This is a genomic window from Aquiflexum balticum DSM 16537 (assembly GCF_900176595.1).
Taxonomy (GTDB): domain Bacteria; phylum Bacteroidota; class Bacteroidia; order Cytophagales; family Cyclobacteriaceae; genus Aquiflexum; species Aquiflexum balticum.
The window spans coordinates 831,658-850,046 of sequence record NZ_LT838813.1; the positions used below are offsets into that span (position 1 = coordinate 831,658).

Here is an 18,389-nt window from a genome sequence, read left to right on the forward strand (position 1 = left end):
ATCAAGGTCAATACCTCCACTTATTAGCCAAAGCGACCAAACTCAGCATCACCGGAACTTCTACCAATACACCGACGACAGTCACTAGTGCAGCAGGACTTTCGAGTCCAAATAGTGCAATCGCCACCGCTACCGCCAACTCAAAGAAGTTACTCGCACCAATCATGGCTGCTGGAGCGCAGATAGGGTGTGCCAATTTGAGTTTCCGGCCTCCAAACCAGGCCAAAAAGAAAATAAAATAGGTTTGAATAATTAGGGGAATGGCAATCAAGAGAATAATCAAGGGATTGTTCAGGATATTGGGCCCTTGGAAAGCAAACAACAATACCAAGGTAAGCAATAAGGCAATGATACTGACAGGTTTGAATTTTGGCAGGAATTCGGTCTTGAACCAGGCTTCTCCTTTTTGCCGGATCATGGATTTATTGGTAATAACCCCGGCAACCAAGGGGATGACCACAAATATTACGACAGAAGAAACCAAGGTCTCATAAGGAATGGTCACATCGGTAATCCCCAATAAAAGTCCCACCAAAGGAACAAATGCCACCAGGATGATCAGGTCATTGACGGAAACCTGTACCAAAGTATAGTTCGGATCCCCATCTGTCAGGTAAGACCAAACAAAAACCATGGCTGTACAGGGCGCTACCCCCAAAAGAATTGCCCCGGCGATATATTCACCGGCCATATCCGGATCTATGTATGCAGCGTAAAGTTTATCAAAAAACACCCATGCAAAGAAGGCCATGGTAAATGGCTTGATCATCCAGTTTATAATGACTGTCCAAATTACACCTTTAGGGGCTTTCCCTACATTTTTAACAGAACCAAAATCAATCTGCAGCATCATGGGATAGATCATCAACCAGATCAAAATGGCAATAGGGATATTGACATTATAAATCTCCATACTGGCCAAAAAGGCCATACTATCCCCCGCCAAATGTCCGATCAAAACTCCTCCTGCAATACACAGTCCCACCCATAAAGTCAGGTATCTTTCGAAAAAGGCAATTTTCTTAGGTTCAGGCATTGAATTGAATTTAAAGTGCTTTTAAAATCTTTTGTGTTTGGTTTTTAATTAATGATATAGATTGATATTTGCTGCGCGATATTATTGGATATTGGTTTGGAGGGTTGGGTATAGGTTCATAGTGTTATTTATTGTACCATGTACCAAGTACGAAGTACCAAGACAGCACCATACTTGGTACATAGTACTTTGTACTTGGTACAAAGATTTAGCAACAGCCCGATCCGGGTTCACAACTCTCGGCCGCCTGAAGGGAGGCTAAGGATACTCTGATCTTTGGTTTTTCGCTTACCGGTCCACAGCATGCTGCCGCTTTTTCCTCAGGAGTAGTAGCACGGTCCTTGGCTTTGCAGGTCGTTTGGTCAGCAACCAATTGTACAATAAGGGCATTGCCGGTGTCCTTAATTTGGTGAACAGGTAATACGGCGGTTGGGAAAATGGAATTGCCATATTCAAACTTAATTATTGAATCGGGATAAGTTTGCCTGACTCGGTTGACCACATCGAAGATTTTCATTGCTTTGGAAGTATCCACTGCATGGTCCGGTTCAGGAATTTCATTTTCCCACAGCTGCACATGCACTTCTGACCATTGGTTGCGGATACCACCACAATCCACTGTGTCGAAATTGACATTTTTGATCTCAGTGATATGGTAATCGGTCCTTACATATTGACCGGTCTGATATTCAAAGAAAAGTCCCTTTTCAGGGTTTTCTTGAAGGATTTTGGTGAATTCGGTTGTTTTCATTTTTATTTTTTTTTTGTACCATGTACCAAGTACGAAGTACCAAGAAGGCTCCATACATAGTACATTGTACTTGGTACTTTGTACAATTCTATCCTAGCAGCAGCCAGAAATTTTTGGAAAGCCACTGAATAATTCCTGAAATAGATTTTGAATCTCAGCCCATCGTATAGCATCAATACAATAATTGACAGAGACGCCTTCAATACTGCCTTTGATGATTCCGATTTCTTTGAGTTCGCGTAAGTGCTGGGAGATAGTCGCCTGGGCCAAACCCAGTTCCTGTACCAAGTCCCCATTGATGCAGGAATTTGACTGTATCAGGAATTCCAGAATGGCTACGCGTGCCGGATGGGCAAAAACCTTGGCCACTCTGGCCAGTTCGTTTTGTTTTTCTGTGAAAAGGTCTGTTTTGGTTACACCCATTTTTTTAGACGGTTAGATGCGGGAAGCGAGAGGTTAGATTTTAGAAGCAAGGGTTAAGAAATAAGGTAGAAATAAAGTGGAAATATGATAGAAATATTAGGTTATCATGTTCTATGTCAATTATTCATATTTGATGGAAACCCTATTTCAACTGTATTTTACCAAAGGTTTATTTCAACAGTATTTCGCGTAGCTTATTTCTAAACTTATTTCGCTTATAATTACATCGCAATATTACGATAGATAATTGAATGATCAAAGTTTGGATCAATGATTTTTAGAATGATTTAGAAAATGTCAGTTTAATACAAATCTTACCGGAAAATACATCCATTCAGTGATGTAATTCCCATCGAAGTCCTTGGCAGGAACAAATCCTTCATTATATATTTTTAAAATTCGGTTCACTTCCCCGATCAAAACCGGATGGATAACTTCTGAATTCAAGATAGCATATTCTAATAATTCTCCTGAATCACTAATTTTCATCCCTACCCAAACATTACCCTGAGCGCCAATTCTTCTTGCACCTAGTGGGTAGGTTAAGTTCCTATTTAAAAACTCTTGCCAAATATTTAAACTCTTGAAGCTTGGTTCAAAAATATTCCTATCAACTACCTCTACATTTCCATCTGATTTAAAATATGACCCATTACAATTGGCATAAATGCATACTAAATCCAATATAAGATTTTCTTCGAAAATGATTTTTGTAAAAACCGTATCTGAATTTGAATAGTAAAGTTTTGAATAAAGAGACTGTCCTTTTAAATCAAACTTCTGTTCACTTTTCCACAGCAACAATTCTCTGGCTTCATCATCAAAAGTCGATTTAATAGTTCTTATCAATTGATTGTCCAAAGTGTAAATTTTTTCATTCAACTCCTTTTCAATTGCATAACTTATAACATTGTTATATTTATGTAAACCTCTCCCAACTTCAAGTGGAAAAAAATGTTCGTTTAATGGGATTATGCGTCTTTCCTGAGCACAACAATTTAAATGTACTCCCCAATCAAGTATTGTGATAAGCAGTATAATTTTTATGAAAATTGTCTTCATCAAACTAACATATTAGAATATCTTAAATTTTCAAAACGATTTTTATTCAAAAATTGAAATCGTATTTTGTTGGGTATCTCAAAAATCATTTTGAACAAATCCATATTTTAATTTGAAAACAATGATCGAACTCTGGAAAGAAGGCCGTACGCGATTTACCAATCAATTGTCCAAAATCAAACCCGAAGACCTTACCAAGAAACTGGGAGATTCTCCCAACTCTGCAGGATTCCTGATCCGGCATATTGCTGAAGTAGAGCTGCTTTTTGCTAAAAATGTATTTGGAAACATGGATGTGAAAGTAGATGCCCAAACCTTAAAGGCAGGGAAAGATACTGGGGAATGGACAGATTTAGAATCTTTGAAGGCTTTGGTTCAAGAGGCAGGAATGCAACTGGAAAAGGCCATCAATAGTCAAAAAGATTGGGAAGCTGTAATCGAAACCAAGGAATTTGGGAAAAAGACGAAAGCAGAGGCTTTTGGGAGAATTACTACGCATACCGCTTATCATGCAGGGCAGTTGGCGATTATCTTAAAATATGGATTATAATATCGGATGAAGTTTTGAACTGCATTTGTTTTCAAAATCTATAAAAAATTTTGAAAGTATTTTTTTACATAAATAAATTAGATTGCAACTTTGTTTCATTTTGGTAATCTTTGCGCCTGATTCAAAAGATTGGATATGGATTTAAACCAAAAATCTGTAGCTACGTTTGTGAAATAAAATTTTTCAAACAAGATTCATGATTATTAGTTACTCTTCTTTAAACCTTTACAATTGAAAAGTAATATCTCAAATATTCGAAAAGTAGGTTTTGGCATTTTTATGCTGATCTATTTTTTGTCGCTTTTCAACAATATTCTTTTTGTCCATTCCCATTGGTATGAGGGCAATCTTGTAGCGCTTCATGCCCACCCCTACAGTTTAGACTTTGATATAGAGGGTAATAAAAAGAAGGATTCCCATTCCAAAAAAGAATATGAGCTTTATGATCTGATATACAATGCCCCAATTTTGGGATTGGAATTTTTTGACTTTGAGATTCGTCCTTTTACCAATGAATTAAATACAACTTTTTCAATAGTTTTAACTTCTTACGAAAGCAAAAACAAACCCTTCCATGATGTAAGGGGACCTCCGGTTTTGGTCTGATCTTTTTAAATATTCCAATAATTCTTTACAAGCAGATATCATTGTTCTCCAATCAAAGTCATTTTGAAGGATTTTGGATTTTGTCAATTCCAAATTTTCAAAGTTTCGGAGTAGTATCTCATTGTACAACACCTTTTTACCAAAACCAAAAATGAAAAAATACATATTGATTATATTCATGCATTTTCTTGTAGCGAGCCCACTGATGGCTCAACAAACAGGAATTATTCAAGGGCTTTTGACAAGTGATGAGGGTCCACTTGTCCAGGCTACCGTAATGGTCCAAAACACAGGCTTCGGGGCCATATCTGATTTTGACGGGAAATTCAGCATTGCAAATATCCCTGCCGGGAATTATAAGCTGCAGATCAGGGCAATAGGTTTTGCAACCACCGTTGTGGATGTAACTGTAGAGGGAGGTAAAACCACCGACTTTGCAAAAGAAATAAACCAGGACAGAATTGGTCTGAATGAAGTGGTGGTAAGCAGCAGCCGATACGAACTCAATAGGGAAGACGCACCCAGTGTAGTCTCCGTCATTGGTTCCAAAATCCTCAACGCAACACAGTCTGTAACCATGGTAGAGGGCTTGAGTTACCAACCCGGTATCAGGGTAGAGTCTAACTGTCAGAACTGTGGATTTACCCAATTAAGAATGAATGGACTGGAAGGCCCATATTCTCAGATTCTGGTTAACAGTAGACCCATCTTCAGCACTTTGACCGGAGTATATGGTCTTGAAATGATCCCTGCCAATATGATTGAACGTGTGGAGGTTGTAAGAAGTGGAGGTTCTGCCCTATTTGGTTCAAATGCCATAGCCGGAACTGTCAATATCATCACCAAAGAACCCGTGGAAAACTCGTGGCAAATTGGGTCTAATTTTGGTTTGTTAAGAGGGGATATTCCCGATAATACCCTTAATTTCAATGGATCTGTCGTCAGTGAAGATCTCAACAGCGGTGTTACTTTTTACGGTATGAAAAGAGACAGGGGCGGATTTGATGCCGATGGTGACGGATTTACCGAAATTGTTCAGTTAAATAATCTCACTTTTGGTGCAAAGGCATTTTACAAGCCTACAGAGCTCAGTAAGCTGACTTTGGATGTGAATGCTATAGATGAATTCAGGAGGGGTGGAGATCAATTGGAACTACCTCCCCATTTTACAGATATCGCAGAGCAATTGGATCACAACATTATAAACGTGGGTCTGACATATGATCAGTTCAGTAAGGACCGGAGATCGAAGGTGTCCACCTATGGCAGTTTGCTTTCAGGGACAAGAAGGAGTTTTTATGGCGGACTTGGAGGCGAGCGAACATTGGAAGATAGTATTGCAGCAGCCAGTGCCTATGGATTGACCAATGACTTTGCGGGAGTTTTAGGAACCCAGTTTACCCATAACTTTACAGGAAGGAATGTTTTTGTAGGTGGAATTGAATACCAGGGAAATTCTGTAAAGGATGAAATTGCAGGTTATGAAAAATTAATTGATCAAAAAGTCAATTCAGTAGGTTTTTATGGTCAATTTGAATGGAAAGCAGCGGATAAATTGACGCTCTTTATGGGAACAAGATATGATGTTGTCAATGTGGACGGGGTATATGAGATCGGTAATATTAACCGGTCAGTAGATTTCAACAATGGGGTATTGAGTCCAAGATTTACCGTTTTATACGAATTGATGCCGGGAGCACAATTGAGGGGAGGCTATGCAAGAGGGTTCAGGGCACCTCAGGCATTCGATGAAGACCTACATATTTCTTCCGTAGGGGGTGAGCAAAGGTTTGTCATTTTGGCCAATGACCTGGAAATGGAAACTTCTGACGCCTTTACAGCCTCCTTGAATTTTGGCAAAAATACCGGTTTAGTCCAAAGTAACTTTTTGATAGAGGGCTTTTATACAAAACTGAACAATCAATTTCAAAGAGTGAATCTGGGAGAGCAGGCCAATGGTTCATTCTTGGAAGAAACCAGAAACGGTAGCGGTGCGACTGTTTCCGGTGTGAACTTTGAATATTCCATATCCCCTTCCCGATATTTCTCTTTCCAAATGGGAGGTACCCTTCAAAGGGCACTGTATGACGAAGACGAGGTTTTATTTGAGCCGGAAGAAGGTACCACAGAATTTCCCGAAATAACAGTTTCTGAATTTATAAGAACACCAAATACCTATGGATTCCTTGCAGCCAATTGGACACCAAACAAGAAATTTACCTTGGATCTGACCGGAATCTACACCGGTTCTATGGTAGCTCCTTTGGTGGTCAATGATGAGGCATTTATTGAGCTGATCGATACGCAATCCTTCTTCGACGTCAATTTAAGAATGGCTTACAGGTGGCAATTGAAAAATAAATTCAGTCTGGAGCTGAGCGGAGGAGTACAGAATATGTTTGACAGTTTCCAGAGTGATTTCAGTACCGGTCCGACAAGGGATTCAGATTTTGTATTTGGCCCAATGAGACCAAGAACCTTTTTCATTGGAGTAAAAATCGGTAACTTCCTCTAATGAAATCAGTTCCTGTCATATTGATGTTGATTTTCCTGAGCAGGTATTCTCCTGCTCAGGAAAAATCTACGGATTTTTGGCTGGATTTCGAGCAGTTGGAAGATTCTTTGCGGGTCAATCCAAAACCTGTTTTTTTGTATTTCCATACAGATTGGTGTACCTATTGCCGGAAAATGGAGGCTGAGGTTTTCTCCAAACCCTTTATAGTCGCTGAGCTATCTGAAAACTATTATGCAGTCAAATTCGATGCAGAAAATCCGGAGGATGTGATTTTTGATGGAATGGTATTTTCCAACCGACAATTGAAAAAATCGAGAACTCCGCTCCATGACTTGGCCATTTTGTTCAATGGTCAAAATAATCCTTTTGCACCGCCCCTTATGCTGCTGATGGATGAAAATTTTTTGGTGAAAAAGCGGGTCAATTCCTACCTGGATTCCAAATCCTTGCACGCTTTTCTTGAATCTGATTTATAGTTTTTTCTTTGCAAAAAAGCGTCAAGAACTTTCGGATTGGTGAAATTCAACAAAGTTTTTGAACATAATTCCATTTTATCAAGAACTAATCTAAATAAAATTGTTTCTCTATAAAATCAACTGCAAATTGCAAGTGCAAATCTTATGTTTTGACCTTTAAAATGAATTGTATGATTTCTGCCATTGAAATGCATTCAGATCAATCTTATATTATCCATTCGATAATTGATTCCCCTTTACAGGTTAATTTTTTAGAGATTGGGGTATTGGTGGGGAAACGGATCAAGCTGCTTCATCAAGCTCCTTTTTCTGGTTCAATGGCATTTGAAGTAGGGGAAAATCTGGTCTTTATGCGTAAAAGTGAAGCGAACCTCATTCAAGTAATTCCTGAAGGTGAAAATCAAGATAATAAGGAATCAGTCCTAAAAACAATTTAGTGTAATCATCCACTGCAATCTTTAAAATCCAATGGCCACGCAGTCCACAGTACAGCCCAAAGAAAAAACCATCGCCATCATCGGTAATCCCAATGTTGGTAAGTCCAGTATTTTCAACCAATTGACAGGCCTCAACCAAAAGATAGGTAATTACCCCGGTGTCACTGTAGACAAGACTTTAGGGTTTTTACATAACTCAGGAAAAGAATTTCAGTTGATTGATCTCCCGGGAACCTATAGTATTTTTCCGAAATCTGAAGATGAACTGATCGCTTTAAGGGTACTCACAGGAATGGAGGAGGAAAAACCGGATGCAGTAATGGTGATTCTCGATTCCTGCAATCTGGAAAGAAGCTTGCTTTTGGCCACGCAGGTTTTAGATCTTGGATTGCCTTTGGCCTTTGTCCTCAATATGAAGGACTTGGCTGAGATAAATGGAATAAAGATTAAAACCCACAAACTCTATGAGGCACTGGGAGTCCCTTTGGTCATGACGGATGCCCGAAAGTCAGTGGGCATGGAGGCAATCCGGTCTTTGATTTTTGAGGAAAAATTCGGGCAAGGCCAGCGATTTCTTGAAATATCAGAAATAGCCAATCAGGAATTACTGGAAAAAGTAAGAGATAAGTTTGGACTCCAAAACTTATATCAGGCATTCCAATACCTGATTTTTGCTGATTCCAATAAGTTACTTTCTTTAAAAGATAAGGAGTGGATTAGAGAGGTTTGTGGGCAATTTCACTTTGACAGACAAGCCGCACAAATTGAAGAAAGTAATAGAAGATATGCCAAAATCAAAGAAATCTTAAAAGACACCATTTCTTCTTCTACAGCAAAAACCAGCAAATTCACCAAAAATCTTGATAGGTTTTTGTTGCACCCCATATTGGGGTATCTGGTGTTTATCGGAATCATGCTTTTGATTTTTCAGGCAATTTTTGCCTGGGCAGGAGTGCCAATGGACTGGATTGACCTAGGCTTTGCCGAACTTTCTTCATGGATTTCTTCCTACTTACCTGCAGGAGTTTTAACCGACTTTCTTGCCGAAGGATTGATTCCTGGAATTGGTGGGATTGTCATATTTATTCCTCAAATAGCCCTTTTATTTGGCTTTTTGGCTTTTTTGGAGGACACAGGTTACTTATCCAGAGTAGTCTTCCTGATGGACCGTATCATGAGACCCTTTGGTTTGCATGGCAAAAGTGTAGTGCCTTTGATTTCGGGGTTGGCCTGTGCCATACCTGCTGTCATGGCCACAAGGACCATCAGCAATACCAAAGAAAAATTGATTACCATCTTGGTCACCCCTTGGATGAGTTGTTCAGCCAGATTGCCTGTTTACATTATTATTATTGGATTGGTGATACCGGCAGAAACTTATTTCGGCTTCAATATGCAGGCATTGGCACTTTTGGGTATGTATCTACTGGGAACAGTCGCAACCCTTATCGGAGCATTTTTGCTCAACCTGGTATTTGAACAAAAAGAGAGGAGCTTTCTCCTGACCGAATTACCCATTTATCGTTTTCCAAGGTGGAAAGCGGTCCTGTTGACCATGTACAGCAAATCCAAGGTTTTTGTGTTTGAGGCAGGAAAGGTGATTTTGTCCATTTCGATTATCTTATGGGTCTTGGCAAGCTATGGACCACCTGCTACCATGAATACATTGGAAGAGGAAAAAATTGCCTTATTGGAGGCGGCAAACTCAGAAGTGGATGCCACTGAAATTGAAGAACTTTATGCTTCCAAAAAGCTCGAAGCCTCGTTTATAGGAATTTTGGGCAAAGCCATAGAACCTGCCATCAAACCCTTGGGCTACGATTGGAAAATTGGAATTGCACTGATCACTTCCTTTGCAGCTAGGGAAGTATTTGTGGCCACAATTGCTACCATTTACAGTATTGGAGGTGATGTGGACAATGAACTGACCATCCGTGAAAAACTCGCACAGGAGACCCGACCGGACACTGGTGAAAAAGTATTCAATTTGGCAACAGGCATTTCCCTGATGGTTTTTTATGCCTTTGCCATGCAGTGCATGAGTACCTTGGCTGTAGTCAAGCGGGAAACCAAAACCTGGAAATGGCCCATCCTTCAGACAGTTGTCATGACAGCAGTAGCTTATATGGCTGCATTGATCACTTATCAAATCCTAGTATAATATGTGGCAGGAAATCATTGTCTTCAGTTTGTTTTTTCTGGTTCTTGGAATGGGGACTTACAGGATGTTTTTTAAGAAAAAACCAAAAAGCAGTAATGGCTGTGGTTGTGAAGGTTGTGGTTAAGCTTAAAAATCCTTTGGTAAGTTAAGTTGGGAAACAATTTGATATTAAAATGGTCAAAACAGAAAATTTCCAAAGGGTTGAAGTAAAAGATTTGTACTTCGGTACATCAAACTTGCAAAAACTGAGAAAACAAGAGTTTCAAGAATCGAACAAATTGCAGCACTAGCTTCAAAGGGGGAGAAATTAAAAGGGAGTTGACAAATAGAAATGAATCTAAAAAAACACCTACAATCCTTACATAAATTTTCGGATGAAGAGCTGAATATGGCGCTTGGTTTTTTCTATCAGGAAAGATTCAAAAAAGGAGACTTCTACCTCAGAGAAGGTCAATTTTCCAATAAAATCTCTTTCATAGAATCCGGCTTGTTTAGACTATACTACCAGGTGGAGGGGGAAGAAAAGATCATGCTGTTCTTCTCAGAAAACCAATTCATCTCTGATTATTTTGGCTACCTCACACAAAGCCCTTCTATACGTCCTATCCAAGCTTTGGAAGATTCATTGGTTTACAGCATAGAAAGAGACAAACTCAATCAGCTTTTTGAATGCTCAAAAGCTTGGGAACACGTGGGCAGGAAATTAGCAGAATCCGCTTATGTGACCTCAGTGCTTAGGGCAAACAGGCTATTGCATGATGATTTTGATACGCGATTGAATACCTTCATTAATGAAAGCCCTACGTTATTACAGCGTGTCCCACAGTATATGATTGCCTCTTACCTTAATATGACACCCGAAACATTAAGTAGGGTAAAAAGAAGATTGATGAAAAATAAAGAGATAAAAGATACCATCCATAAAAGTATCTGATTACTGTTTTTTTGAAGTTTCGCGTTATTGATTTGAATCAATGACTGCATAGTCTGTTGTCGCGAATTTTGTAATCAATTCAAAAGTAAGAAACAAAATTCACAGCTATGGACAAGATTATGGCTTTACTATTTTTACCATTAAGTATGATTTCCGATGCACCAAAAAACAGGCTCTCTGCCAAAATTGAACGATTGACCATTGAATACAATGGCAAAAATGTGAGGGCAAAAAAGCTAACCGTCAGTTCAGAAATTCCAATGAAAATTGATCGCGCTTGGAACAATATTAAAAGCCCTGCCCTCTTACAATTCCTGGCTAAAGGAATGATTTGGTTTAAACCAATCGGAAATGGTTTTCCCCATAAATGGGAAGTAGAACAGACTTATGGAACAAAAATGCTGGTGTTTGGTTTCATACCCTTTGGTGGAATACATTATTTGTATATTGAGAAAATCGATGACCAAAACCATACCCTTGCAACCAAAGAATGGAATAGAGGCACCAAAGTTTGGAATCATCATGTGGTAATGAGAGACCTTGGCGAAGGGAAAATTTATTATGAAGACGCAATTACTATTTATGCTGGTCTGATGACCGATTTTATCACAGCATTTGCCAAAATGTTTTACAAACACAGACAAAAAAGATGGCAATTAGTTGCAAATGAAAATCTTAACTTTGGGGAATAGTGCCCTTACAAGCAAAGAATCATGTGTTTTGTTGTCAGGAAAAACAGGAACCTAAAGCCCCCTTTTTTGGTAAATTAGGCTAGAGAATCTTATCCATTCCCTTATAAAAAAAATCTAAAAATGATTTAGGAATAGATTTTTTTTCCTCAAATTTCAAGATCAATAAACTCAAAAATTTACAACATGAAAAAATCAGTTTTCTTATTATTTGGATTAATGCTTTGGGCTTCTACCTCCACTTTTGCTCATAATCCGGATTACTTTATTGGTACCTGGGATGTACTTATTTCAGATACCCCACAGGGAAATGTAAATGTGACACTGATTCTTGAACGTGTTGAAGGAAAATTAACCGGTAAATTCACCCAAGGAGATTCCGAACAAGGAACTAACATTACCAATATCAGCGAACAGGAAAACGGGATAATCCTATACTTCTTTGCAGAAGGATATGACCTTTATTTGAGTCTAAATGCTGCGGAAGAGGATAAGATTTCAGGATTTCTGGTAGATCAATTTCCAGTAAAAGGTGAAAGGGTGAAAAAATAAGTCAATGTCCCAAAAAAAACTCAAAGTCAGATGCTGGATTGAACTGGATGATAGCAGGTTTTTTGGGCCTGGAAGGGCCGAACTGTTGGAGCTGATAGTGCTCCACGGTTCGGTTTCAAAGGCTTCCAAAGCCATGGGCATGTCTTACAAGAAAGCTTGGGACATGGTCAATGACCTTAACAACAGAGGCCCGCAACCCTTTGTCATCTTACAGAAAGGAGGACAAAAAGGAGGTTCCGCCGTTCTCACTGAATTTGGAAAGAAATTTTTATTGCGGTACAAAGACCTGGATGCTAGAATGAAGGCATTGGCGAAAGAGGGTGAAGACATCATGGAAAACCTGTGATAGATCACAAAAATTAAGAGGATTTATTTTTTTCAAAAGCGATATGTATATTTGGAAATATCGGTTACTATAACTTAGGTTAAAAAGAGCTATGAAATCCGGCATATCAATTTTGTTTTTTCTTATATTCCTCAACTCCTGTGGAGAAAAGACCAATGCCCAATCTGAGGAAATTCTTTCCATTAAATTTTCCGGGGAATTTCCAATCCCTTTCGATTTGAGCTTGGAAGAATTGAAGGCAATGCCTCAAATTGAGGTCTCAGGAAAGGAAAAGGATGAAGAAATCCACCATTTTCAGGGGGTTCTTTTGATTGACTTGCTCAAGAAAACGGGGTTGGAACTAGGGACAGGGCTAAAAGGAAAAAACCAGGCCCAATACCTCTTGGTTGAAGCGGCAGATGGTTATAAAGTCGTTTTTTCACTTCCGGAAATTGACCCTGAATTTTCAGGCAAGCACATATTGGTTGCACATTCCAGAGATGGAATTCCATTGGAGGAAGGAGTTGGCCCCTTCCGTTTTGTGGTACCTGAAGAAAAGCTTCACGCCAGATGGGTCAGAGATGTTATTGCAGTAAAATTGATAAAAATAGATTAGGACCTGAAGGCTTTTAAAATCCGATTTGTTCCACCAGACAATCATTTATGACAAGATCAATCCTTTCAATTCCTTTTATTTTAGTGTTCTTTGCAAACCAAGTATTTTCACAAAAACAACAAAAGGTATTGGTAGCGGCAGCATCTGATTTGAGATATGCAATGGACTCCATTATTCAGGTTTATCCAGATGCCCAGGAAATTGAAGTCATCTATGGTTCTTCGGGAAAATTCTACGAACAGATTTCAAACGGAGCACCCTTTGATCTCTATTTTTCCGCAGACCTGGTCTATCCTAAAAAGCTTCAGGAAAACGGAAAAACAGCCTCCGAAATCTTTCCTTATGGTATCGGAAGATTGGTGCTTTGGAGTAAAAAAGACTTTGGAGAAAAGCTGTCCATGGAAATTCTAAAAGAAACACAAATCCGGAAAGTTGCCATTGCCAACCCCCGACATGCCCCATATGGCCAGAGAGCCGAAGAGGCTTTGAAACATTTCAACCTATTTGAACAAGTTAAACCCAACTTGGTATTTGGCGAAAATATAGCCCAAACTGCACAGTTTGTCGGTAGCGGTGCCGCAGATATAGGTATCATTGCCCTATCATTAGCACTTTCACCCAATATGAAAAAGATGAATCCCGATTACTATCTTATTCCGGAATCCAGCCACCAACCACTAATGCAGGGAGCTGTTTTAATTAAACATTCAGAATTGAAACCTGGGGCAGTGAAATTCCTTGATTTTGCCAAAGGGGAACAAGTCCAAATGATTTTGGTACATTTTGGTTTTACCAAACCTTGATCGCATATGATGGATTATGGACCATTTATTTTATCCTTAAAACTGGCCTTGGTGACTACTATAATTCTTTTTTTGATAGGAATTCCTATAGCCTATTGGTTGGCTTTCAATCCAAAGAAATATAAAATATTTTTGGAAGCATTAGTGGCATTGCCTCTTGTACTTCCGCCTACAGTATTGGGATTTTATCTCTTATTGGCTTTAAGTCCTGAAAATGGTTTCGGTTCTTGGCTTGAAAAATACTTTGACCTGAGGTTGGTTTTCACTTTTGAAGGATTAGTAGTGGCATCGGTATTTTACAGTTTGCCCTTCATGATTCAACCTTTACAATCAGGATTCCGATCGGTTCCATTTTCATTGGTTGAAGCTGCTTATTCCTTAGGAAAAAGCAGGTGGATTACTTTACGGAAAGTCATTTTGCCCAATATGTCCGCAGCTATTCTTTCAGCATGTATCCTGACTTTTGCCCATACCATTGGAGAATTCGGAGTCGTACTGATGGTTGGAGGTAACATCCCCGGAATCACACAAGTCGTGTCCATCAGTATCTATGATGAAGTGGAGGCCATGAATTACAGCCTGGCCAATCACTATTCCCTTATCCTTTTGGTATTCTCATTTTTGATTCTGTCGTTTGTTTACTTTTTCAATTACCAACAACGCAAAAACATCAAACTCCTATGATCGAACTGGACCTTCATAAAAAATTATTCGGAGCTGATGGATTAATACAATTGCAGGTCAAATTTACCGTTCAAACCAATGAATTAGTGACTTTGTATGGCCCATCCGGCGCAGGGAAAACGAGCATTATCCGGATGATTGCTGGTTTGATGAAACCTGATAATGGAAGCATTTTAGTGGATGGAGTCAGCTGGTTTGACAGTCAGCAAAAGATGCATCTCCGGACTCAAGAGCGTCCCATAGGCCTGGTTTTTCAGGAATATTCCCTTTTTCCCAATATGACGGTTTACGAAAACCTTAAGTTTGCCTTACCCAAAGGAAATCCGGAGGACATGATTGAAGAATTGTTGGAAACCATAGGTCTTAAAAATCTTAGGGATACCAAACCCAATTTACTTTCGGGAGGACAAAAGCAAAGAGTTGCTCTGGCTAGGGCAATGGTTCGAAAACCTGCTATACTTTTATTGGACGAACCGCTCTCTGCCTTGGATACCGCTATGAGAAATAAATTACAGGATGATATTCTTGCTTTTCATAAGCGTTTTGGACTGACGACCATTTTAGTATCCCATGACTACCATGAGGTCAAGAAAATGTCCGACAGGGTGCTTGTAATTGAAAATGGCAAGATTGTAAATGAAGGAAAGGTTGAGGAGGTTTTTTAAGCTTTTACTTTAGACATCAGGAAAAACATCTCTGCGGCAATCTGACGGCATCTTTCGTCATAGGCCTTTTGTTCCTGAGGAGTTCCGTCAAATTCCTTTGGATCATCATATTTGATAGGGCACCTAAGAGAGGCACCAGGAATAAACGGACAATTTTTATCTGCTTCCGAACAGGTCATGATGGCTACAAAATTTTCCTGTGGATTATATCCCTCATCATATACTTTTGAGAAACACGCCATCTTTGGTCCATTGTCAGAGAACCTCACCTGATAATGAGGATTGTCCCCTCCGGGATTTTCAACTGAAAATCCTGCCCGCTCCATGGCAGCAACTGCCCTAGGGTTGAAAGCTGTGGTTTCCGTACCACCCGAAAAAGTAAAGATATTGTCCGAAACGCCATAATATTCTGCAGCAGTTGCCGCCCATAATTGACTCATATGACTTCGTCTACTGTTATGTGTACAGATAAATACCAGATTTGCAGCTTCACCTGATTTTTTTTTGGTCTCAATATGAAGGGCCAGTTTTTGAAGTTCTCTTTTTCGGTCCGCAGGAATTTTATCCATTTCTGATTGAATACCTTCGATATATTGGTTGAGTTGGGGATACATGGCTGAGATTTTGAGGTTGGTGGATATGGCAGGGATATTATTTTTGGGGACCGAATTTACATTTGTTTCGGCACTTTTTCCCGGAGAACAGCCCCAAATTAAATTAAGACAAGAGAGAGATTTGATTTTTTCCTAATAGAGCACAAATTTTTTGACTAGCCCCATATATTCATCGCAATATTACGAGATAATAAATTTCTTTAAGTATAGAGCAATGTTAATATTTGGTTAACTTTATACAATTGCGCCTTTTTGTATTAAGTCCAAAACATAGCCCTTTTGACCAATGAAATCTAATTTCAAAATTCCATTTTATCTTTCATTTGCTTTATCATTTACTTTACTACTCCTTTTCAACTCCTGCAATATTCCTCAAAATGAAACGAATGATTGGCTGGTGGACGGCCAATCCCGGAAGGCAGAAGTAAAAATTATTAATGACAAAGAAATCCAGATCAGCAACGGATTGGTCCAAAGAACTTTCTATTTAGGCCCCAACGCAGTTTGCTTTGACTTTACCAATTTGATGACCGACACCCAATTGCTTCGGACAGTTATGCCTGAAGCGAAAGTAACCTTGGATGGAAAAACCTACAGGGTCGGAGGGCTACATGGCCAAAAAGAAAGAGCATATTTCAAAAAAGACTGGTTGAAAGACTTAGAAGCCTCTAATGAGGATTTCCAATATGAATCAATGGTCGTCACTGAAATTACCCCGCATTTCCCAACGAAAACAAACTTTTGGACAAGTCATCAAAAAGATGCTACAGGAAAAAAAGTAACCTTTCAGTATTCACATCCTGCTTTTCAAGGCCTTTTGTTGAAAATCCATTATGAGATTTACGATGACTTACCGCTGATTGCCAAGTACCTGACGATGGAAAATTTTTCCAGCAGACCTATTGAAATCAATCAGGTAGTCAATGAGGTATTGGGATTGGTGGAGGAGGAATCTGCAGTCGTCGGCAGTACTGAAAAAATGAAAAAACAACATCAGCTGTATATTGAAAACAATTTTGCTTTCAACAATGCCATGCATGCTGAACTCAGCAGTCAGGCCACACATTGGAAACCCGACCCTGATTATACTTCACAGGTAAATTACAACCTGCTTACTCCCAGTATTATGGAAGTTTATGCTGAAGAAGGTATTGGAATAACATTGCACCCAAAAGAAAATTTCAAATCCATCAGAACCTATGAATTGGTTTTGGACAGTTATGACCGGGAAAGAAATGGATTGGCTAGAAGGAAGATGTACCGTGCCATTGCCCCTTGGGTTTTGCAGAATCCTATCTTCATGCATTTGGTAAGCAAAAATGATGAGGAAGTCAGAACCGCTATCGACCAATGTGTGGATACGGGCTATGAAGCTCTAATTCTGAGTTTTGGCAGCCATATCAATATGGAAGACAATTCTGATGCAAACATCCAAAGGTGGAAGGAATTGGCGGATTATGCCCATGAAAGAGGTATAAAAATCGGAGGGTATTCCTTGTTCAGTTCCAGAACCATCAGTCCCGAACACGATGTTATCAGCAGGATTACCGGAAAACCCGGTGGGGCATTTTTTGGAAATGCACCTTGCTTAGCAAGTCAGTGGGGTTTGGATTACCTGGACAAGCTCAAATATTTCTTTGAGAAAACAGGCTTTGACATTTTTGAAAATGATGGTCCCTATCCGGGAGATGTCTGCGCTTCCAATGTTCATCCTGGACATGAAGGGCTTCATGATTCCCAATGGGTACAGTTTCAGCTCCAAAAAGATCTGTATCAGTGGATGAATGCCCGTGGGATTTATATCAATGCCCCTGATTGGTATTTTTTGGATGGCACCCATAAAATAGCCTTAGGCTACAGAGAGGTCAATTTTTCCCTGCCAAGAGCCCAGCAAAAAATCCTCAACAGACAAAACATCCATGACGGCACTTGGGAAAAAACACCTTCTATGGGCTGGGGATTTGTTCCACTGACGGTCTATCAGGGGGGAGGAAAAGAGGCGGTATTGGAGCCCTTAAACGAACATTTGGACGATTATAGGCAATTGATGATGCAATATTATGGGGCTGGAGTGCAGGCCTGCTATCGGGGTCCAAGATTATACGACACCGAAGAAACAAAAGCAATGGTCATCGAAGTGATCGATTGGTACAAAAATTACCGGGAAATCTTGAATGCGGACATCATTCGATTAAGAAGGGCAGATGGAAGGGATTGGGATGGATGGATGCACGTGGACCCCAAAGGGAAAGAAAAAGCCTTGGTCATGCTTTTCAATCCAACAAACGAGAATATGGAAAAAGAACTTGAAATACCGCTTTATTATACAGGACTTCAAGACAAAGTCAATGTCAGTATTGAGGGAAATGAATCAAAAAAATATCCCATAAAGCAAAATCAAAACCTTTCCATCAAAATTAATATTCCTGCTGATGGCTTCACCTGGTTGATTCTAGAATAATTTTCAAATTTAATCATTTAAAGCACCCA

At 39.4% G+C, this 18,389-nt stretch carries 21 protein-coding genes and 1 pseudogene; 17 read left to right on the forward strand and 5 right to left on the reverse strand.

Going from position 1 to position 18,389, the window contains the following annotated elements; translation table 11 throughout:
• Positions 1–7: 7 nt before the first annotated feature.
• From arsB to B9A52_RS03725, 4 genes are all read right to left on the reverse strand, one after another.
• Positions 8–1,036: an ACR3 family arsenite efflux transporter gene (gene arsB, locus B9A52_RS03710; RefSeq protein WP_084119044.1), complete on the reverse strand. Its 1,029-nt coding sequence runs from the start codon at positions 1,034–1,036 to the stop codon at positions 8–10.
• A 208-nt stretch (positions 1,037–1,244) separates the two neighbouring features.
• Positions 1,245–1,787, reverse strand: a complete 543-nt coding sequence (locus tag B9A52_RS03715) for a DUF6428 family protein (RefSeq protein ID WP_084123372.1) — start codon at positions 1,785–1,787, stop codon at positions 1,245–1,247.
• 93 nt (positions 1,788–1,880) lie between these two features.
• Entirely contained in the window at positions 1,881–2,210 is a 330-nt protein-coding gene (locus B9A52_RS03720; RefSeq protein ID WP_084119045.1) for an ArsR/SmtB family transcription factor, read from the reverse strand.
• Positions 2,211–2,507: 297 nt separating this feature from the next.
• Positions 2,508–3,272 (reverse strand): energy transducer TonB, encoded by a 765-nt coding sequence (locus B9A52_RS03725; protein ID WP_084119046.1) that lies wholly within the window; start codon positions 3,270–3,272, stop codon positions 2,508–2,510.
• Between the two features lie 121 nt (positions 3,273–3,393).
• Here B9A52_RS03725 and B9A52_RS03730 point away from each other — a divergent pair, with 121 nt between their 5' ends.
• From B9A52_RS03730 to B9A52_RS03800, 16 genes and pseudogenes are all read left to right on the forward strand, one after another.
• Entirely contained in the window at positions 3,394–3,822 is a 429-nt protein-coding gene (locus tag B9A52_RS03730) for a DinB family protein (RefSeq protein ID WP_084119047.1), read from the forward strand.
• Between the two features lie 231 nt (positions 3,823–4,053).
• Positions 4,054–4,428: a hypothetical protein gene (locus B9A52_RS03735; RefSeq protein ID WP_157370060.1), complete on the forward strand. Its 375-nt coding sequence runs from the start codon at positions 4,054–4,056 to the stop codon at positions 4,426–4,428.
• A gap of 151 nt (positions 4,429–4,579) precedes the next feature.
• Positions 4,580–6,943, forward strand: a complete 2,364-nt coding sequence (locus B9A52_RS03740; protein WP_084119049.1) for a TonB-dependent receptor — start codon at positions 4,580–4,582, stop codon at positions 6,941–6,943.
• Positions 6,943–7,419: a thioredoxin family protein gene (locus tag B9A52_RS03745; protein WP_231955462.1), complete on the forward strand. Its 477-nt coding sequence runs from the start codon at positions 6,943–6,945 to the stop codon at positions 7,417–7,419. Before B9A52_RS03740 ends, B9A52_RS03745 begins: the two co-directional genes overlap by 1 nt.
• Before the next feature lie 170 nt (positions 7,420–7,589).
• The gene (locus B9A52_RS03750; RefSeq protein WP_172805159.1) at positions 7,590–7,856 is read left to right on the forward strand and encodes a FeoA family protein; all 267 of its coding nucleotides are present in this window, start codon (positions 7,590–7,592) and stop codon (positions 7,854–7,856) included.
• A 31-nt stretch (positions 7,857–7,887) separates the two neighbouring features.
• Complete coding sequence (gene feoB / locus B9A52_RS03755) at positions 7,888–10,017, forward strand: ferrous iron transport protein B (RefSeq protein WP_084119051.1); 2,130 nt, start codon at positions 7,888–7,890, stop codon at positions 10,015–10,017.
• Between the two features lies 1 nt (position 10,018).
• Entirely contained in the window at positions 10,019–10,141 is a 123-nt protein-coding gene (locus B9A52_RS03760) for a FeoB-associated Cys-rich membrane protein (RefSeq protein WP_084119052.1), read from the forward strand.
• Between the two features lie 96 nt (positions 10,142–10,237).
• A pseudogene (locus B9A52_RS25380) lies at positions 10,238–10,339 on the forward strand (YdeI/OmpD-associated family protein); the annotation flags it as partial.
• A gap of 9 nt (positions 10,340–10,348) precedes the next feature.
• Positions 10,349–10,951: a Crp/Fnr family transcriptional regulator gene (locus B9A52_RS03765; RefSeq protein WP_084119053.1), complete on the forward strand. Its 603-nt coding sequence runs from the start codon at positions 10,349–10,351 to the stop codon at positions 10,949–10,951.
• Between the two features lie 107 nt (positions 10,952–11,058).
• Positions 11,059–11,643 carry a hypothetical protein gene (locus B9A52_RS03770; protein WP_084119054.1) on the forward strand — a complete coding sequence of 195 codons (585 nt, stop codon included), beginning with the start codon at positions 11,059–11,061 and terminating at the stop codon, positions 11,641–11,643.
• 183 nt (positions 11,644–11,826) lie between these two features.
• A complete protein-coding gene (locus B9A52_RS03775) occupies positions 11,827–12,192 on the forward strand; it encodes a hypothetical protein (protein WP_084119055.1) in 366 nt (121 codons plus the stop codon).
• Between the two features lie 4 nt (positions 12,193–12,196).
• Positions 12,197–12,538 carry a winged helix-turn-helix domain-containing protein gene (locus B9A52_RS03780; RefSeq protein WP_084119056.1) on the forward strand — a complete coding sequence of 114 codons (342 nt, stop codon included), beginning with the start codon at positions 12,197–12,199 and terminating at the stop codon, positions 12,536–12,538.
• Positions 12,539–12,629: 91 nt separating this feature from the next.
• Complete coding sequence (locus B9A52_RS03785) at positions 12,630–13,133, forward strand: molybdopterin-binding protein (protein ID WP_084119057.1); 504 nt, start codon at positions 12,630–12,632, stop codon at positions 13,131–13,133.
• 47 nt (positions 13,134–13,180) lie between these two features.
• Positions 13,181–13,936 (forward strand): molybdate ABC transporter substrate-binding protein, encoded by a 756-nt coding sequence (gene modA, locus B9A52_RS03790; protein WP_084119058.1) that lies wholly within the window; start codon positions 13,181–13,183, stop codon positions 13,934–13,936.
• A 9-nt stretch (positions 13,937–13,945) separates the two neighbouring features.
• Positions 13,946–14,620: a molybdate ABC transporter permease subunit gene (modB, locus tag B9A52_RS03795; RefSeq protein ID WP_172805292.1), complete on the forward strand. Its 675-nt coding sequence runs from the start codon at positions 13,946–13,948 to the stop codon at positions 14,618–14,620.
• On the forward strand, positions 14,617–15,285 hold the full coding sequence (locus tag B9A52_RS03800) for an ABC transporter ATP-binding protein (RefSeq protein ID WP_084119060.1): 669 nt from the start codon (positions 14,617–14,619) through the stop codon (positions 15,283–15,285). The genes modB and B9A52_RS03800 overlap by 4 nt, the downstream gene beginning before the upstream one ends.
• Here the strand turns inward: B9A52_RS03800 and B9A52_RS03805 are convergent.
• A complete protein-coding gene (locus B9A52_RS03805) occupies positions 15,282–15,899 on the reverse strand; it encodes an arsenate reductase/protein-tyrosine-phosphatase family protein (protein ID WP_084119061.1) in 618 nt (205 codons plus the stop codon). The genes B9A52_RS03800 and B9A52_RS03805 overlap by 4 nt on opposite strands.
• Positions 15,900–16,185: 286 nt before the next feature.
• Here B9A52_RS03805 and B9A52_RS03810 point away from each other — a divergent pair, with 286 nt between their 5' ends.
• Entirely contained in the window at positions 16,186–18,360 is a 2,175-nt protein-coding gene (locus B9A52_RS03810; RefSeq protein ID WP_084119062.1) for an alpha-amylase family protein, read from the forward strand.
• Positions 18,361–18,389 lie beyond the last annotated feature (29 nt).

Coding starts and splice junctions, on each gene's coding strand:
- arsB (WP_084119044.1), bottom strand. CDS start 1,036: ATGCCTGAACCTAAGAAAATTGCCTTTTTCGAAAGATACCTGACTTTA.
- B9A52_RS03715 (WP_084123372.1), bottom strand. CDS start 1,787: ATGAAAACAACCGAATTCACCAAAATCCTTCAAGAAAACCCTGAAAAG.
- B9A52_RS03720 (WP_084119045.1), bottom strand. CDS start 2,210: ATGGGTGTAACCAAAACAGACCTTTTCACAGAAAAACAAAACGAACTG.
- B9A52_RS03725 (WP_084119046.1), bottom strand. CDS start 3,272: ATGAAGACAATTTTCATAAAAATTATACTGCTTATCACAATACTTGAT.
- B9A52_RS03730 (WP_084119047.1), top strand. CDS start 3,394: ATGATCGAACTCTGGAAAGAAGGCCGTACGCGATTTACCAATCAATTG.
- B9A52_RS03740 (WP_084119049.1), top strand. CDS start 4,580: ATGAAAAAATACATATTGATTATATTCATGCATTTTCTTGTAGCGAGC.
- B9A52_RS03745 (WP_231955462.1), top strand. CDS start 6,943: ATGAAATCAGTTCCTGTCATATTGATGTTGATTTTCCTGAGCAGGTAT.
- B9A52_RS03750 (WP_172805159.1), top strand. CDS start 7,590: ATGATTTCTGCCATTGAAATGCATTCAGATCAATCTTATATTATCCAT.
- feoB (WP_084119051.1), top strand. CDS start 7,888: ATGGCCACGCAGTCCACAGTACAGCCCAAAGAAAAAACCATCGCCATC.
- B9A52_RS03760 (WP_084119052.1), top strand. CDS start 10,019: ATGTGGCAGGAAATCATTGTCTTCAGTTTGTTTTTTCTGGTTCTTGGA.
- B9A52_RS03765 (WP_084119053.1), top strand. CDS start 10,349: ATGAATCTAAAAAAACACCTACAATCCTTACATAAATTTTCGGATGAA.
- B9A52_RS03770 (WP_084119054.1), top strand. CDS start 11,059: ATGGACAAGATTATGGCTTTACTATTTTTACCATTAAGTATGATTTCC.
- B9A52_RS03775 (WP_084119055.1), top strand. CDS start 11,827: ATGAAAAAATCAGTTTTCTTATTATTTGGATTAATGCTTTGGGCTTCT.
- B9A52_RS03780 (WP_084119056.1), top strand. CDS start 12,197: ATGTCCCAAAAAAAACTCAAAGTCAGATGCTGGATTGAACTGGATGAT.
- B9A52_RS03785 (WP_084119057.1), top strand. CDS start 12,630: ATGAAATCCGGCATATCAATTTTGTTTTTTCTTATATTCCTCAACTCC.
- modA (WP_084119058.1), top strand. CDS start 13,181: ATGACAAGATCAATCCTTTCAATTCCTTTTATTTTAGTGTTCTTTGCA.
- modB (WP_172805292.1), top strand. CDS start 13,946: ATGGATTATGGACCATTTATTTTATCCTTAAAACTGGCCTTGGTGACT.
- B9A52_RS03800 (WP_084119060.1), top strand. CDS start 14,617: ATGATCGAACTGGACCTTCATAAAAAATTATTCGGAGCTGATGGATTA.
- B9A52_RS03805 (WP_084119061.1), bottom strand. CDS start 15,899: ATGTATCCCCAACTCAACCAATATATCGAAGGTATTCAATCAGAAATG.
- B9A52_RS03810 (WP_084119062.1), top strand. CDS start 16,186: ATGAAATCTAATTTCAAAATTCCATTTTATCTTTCATTTGCTTTATCA.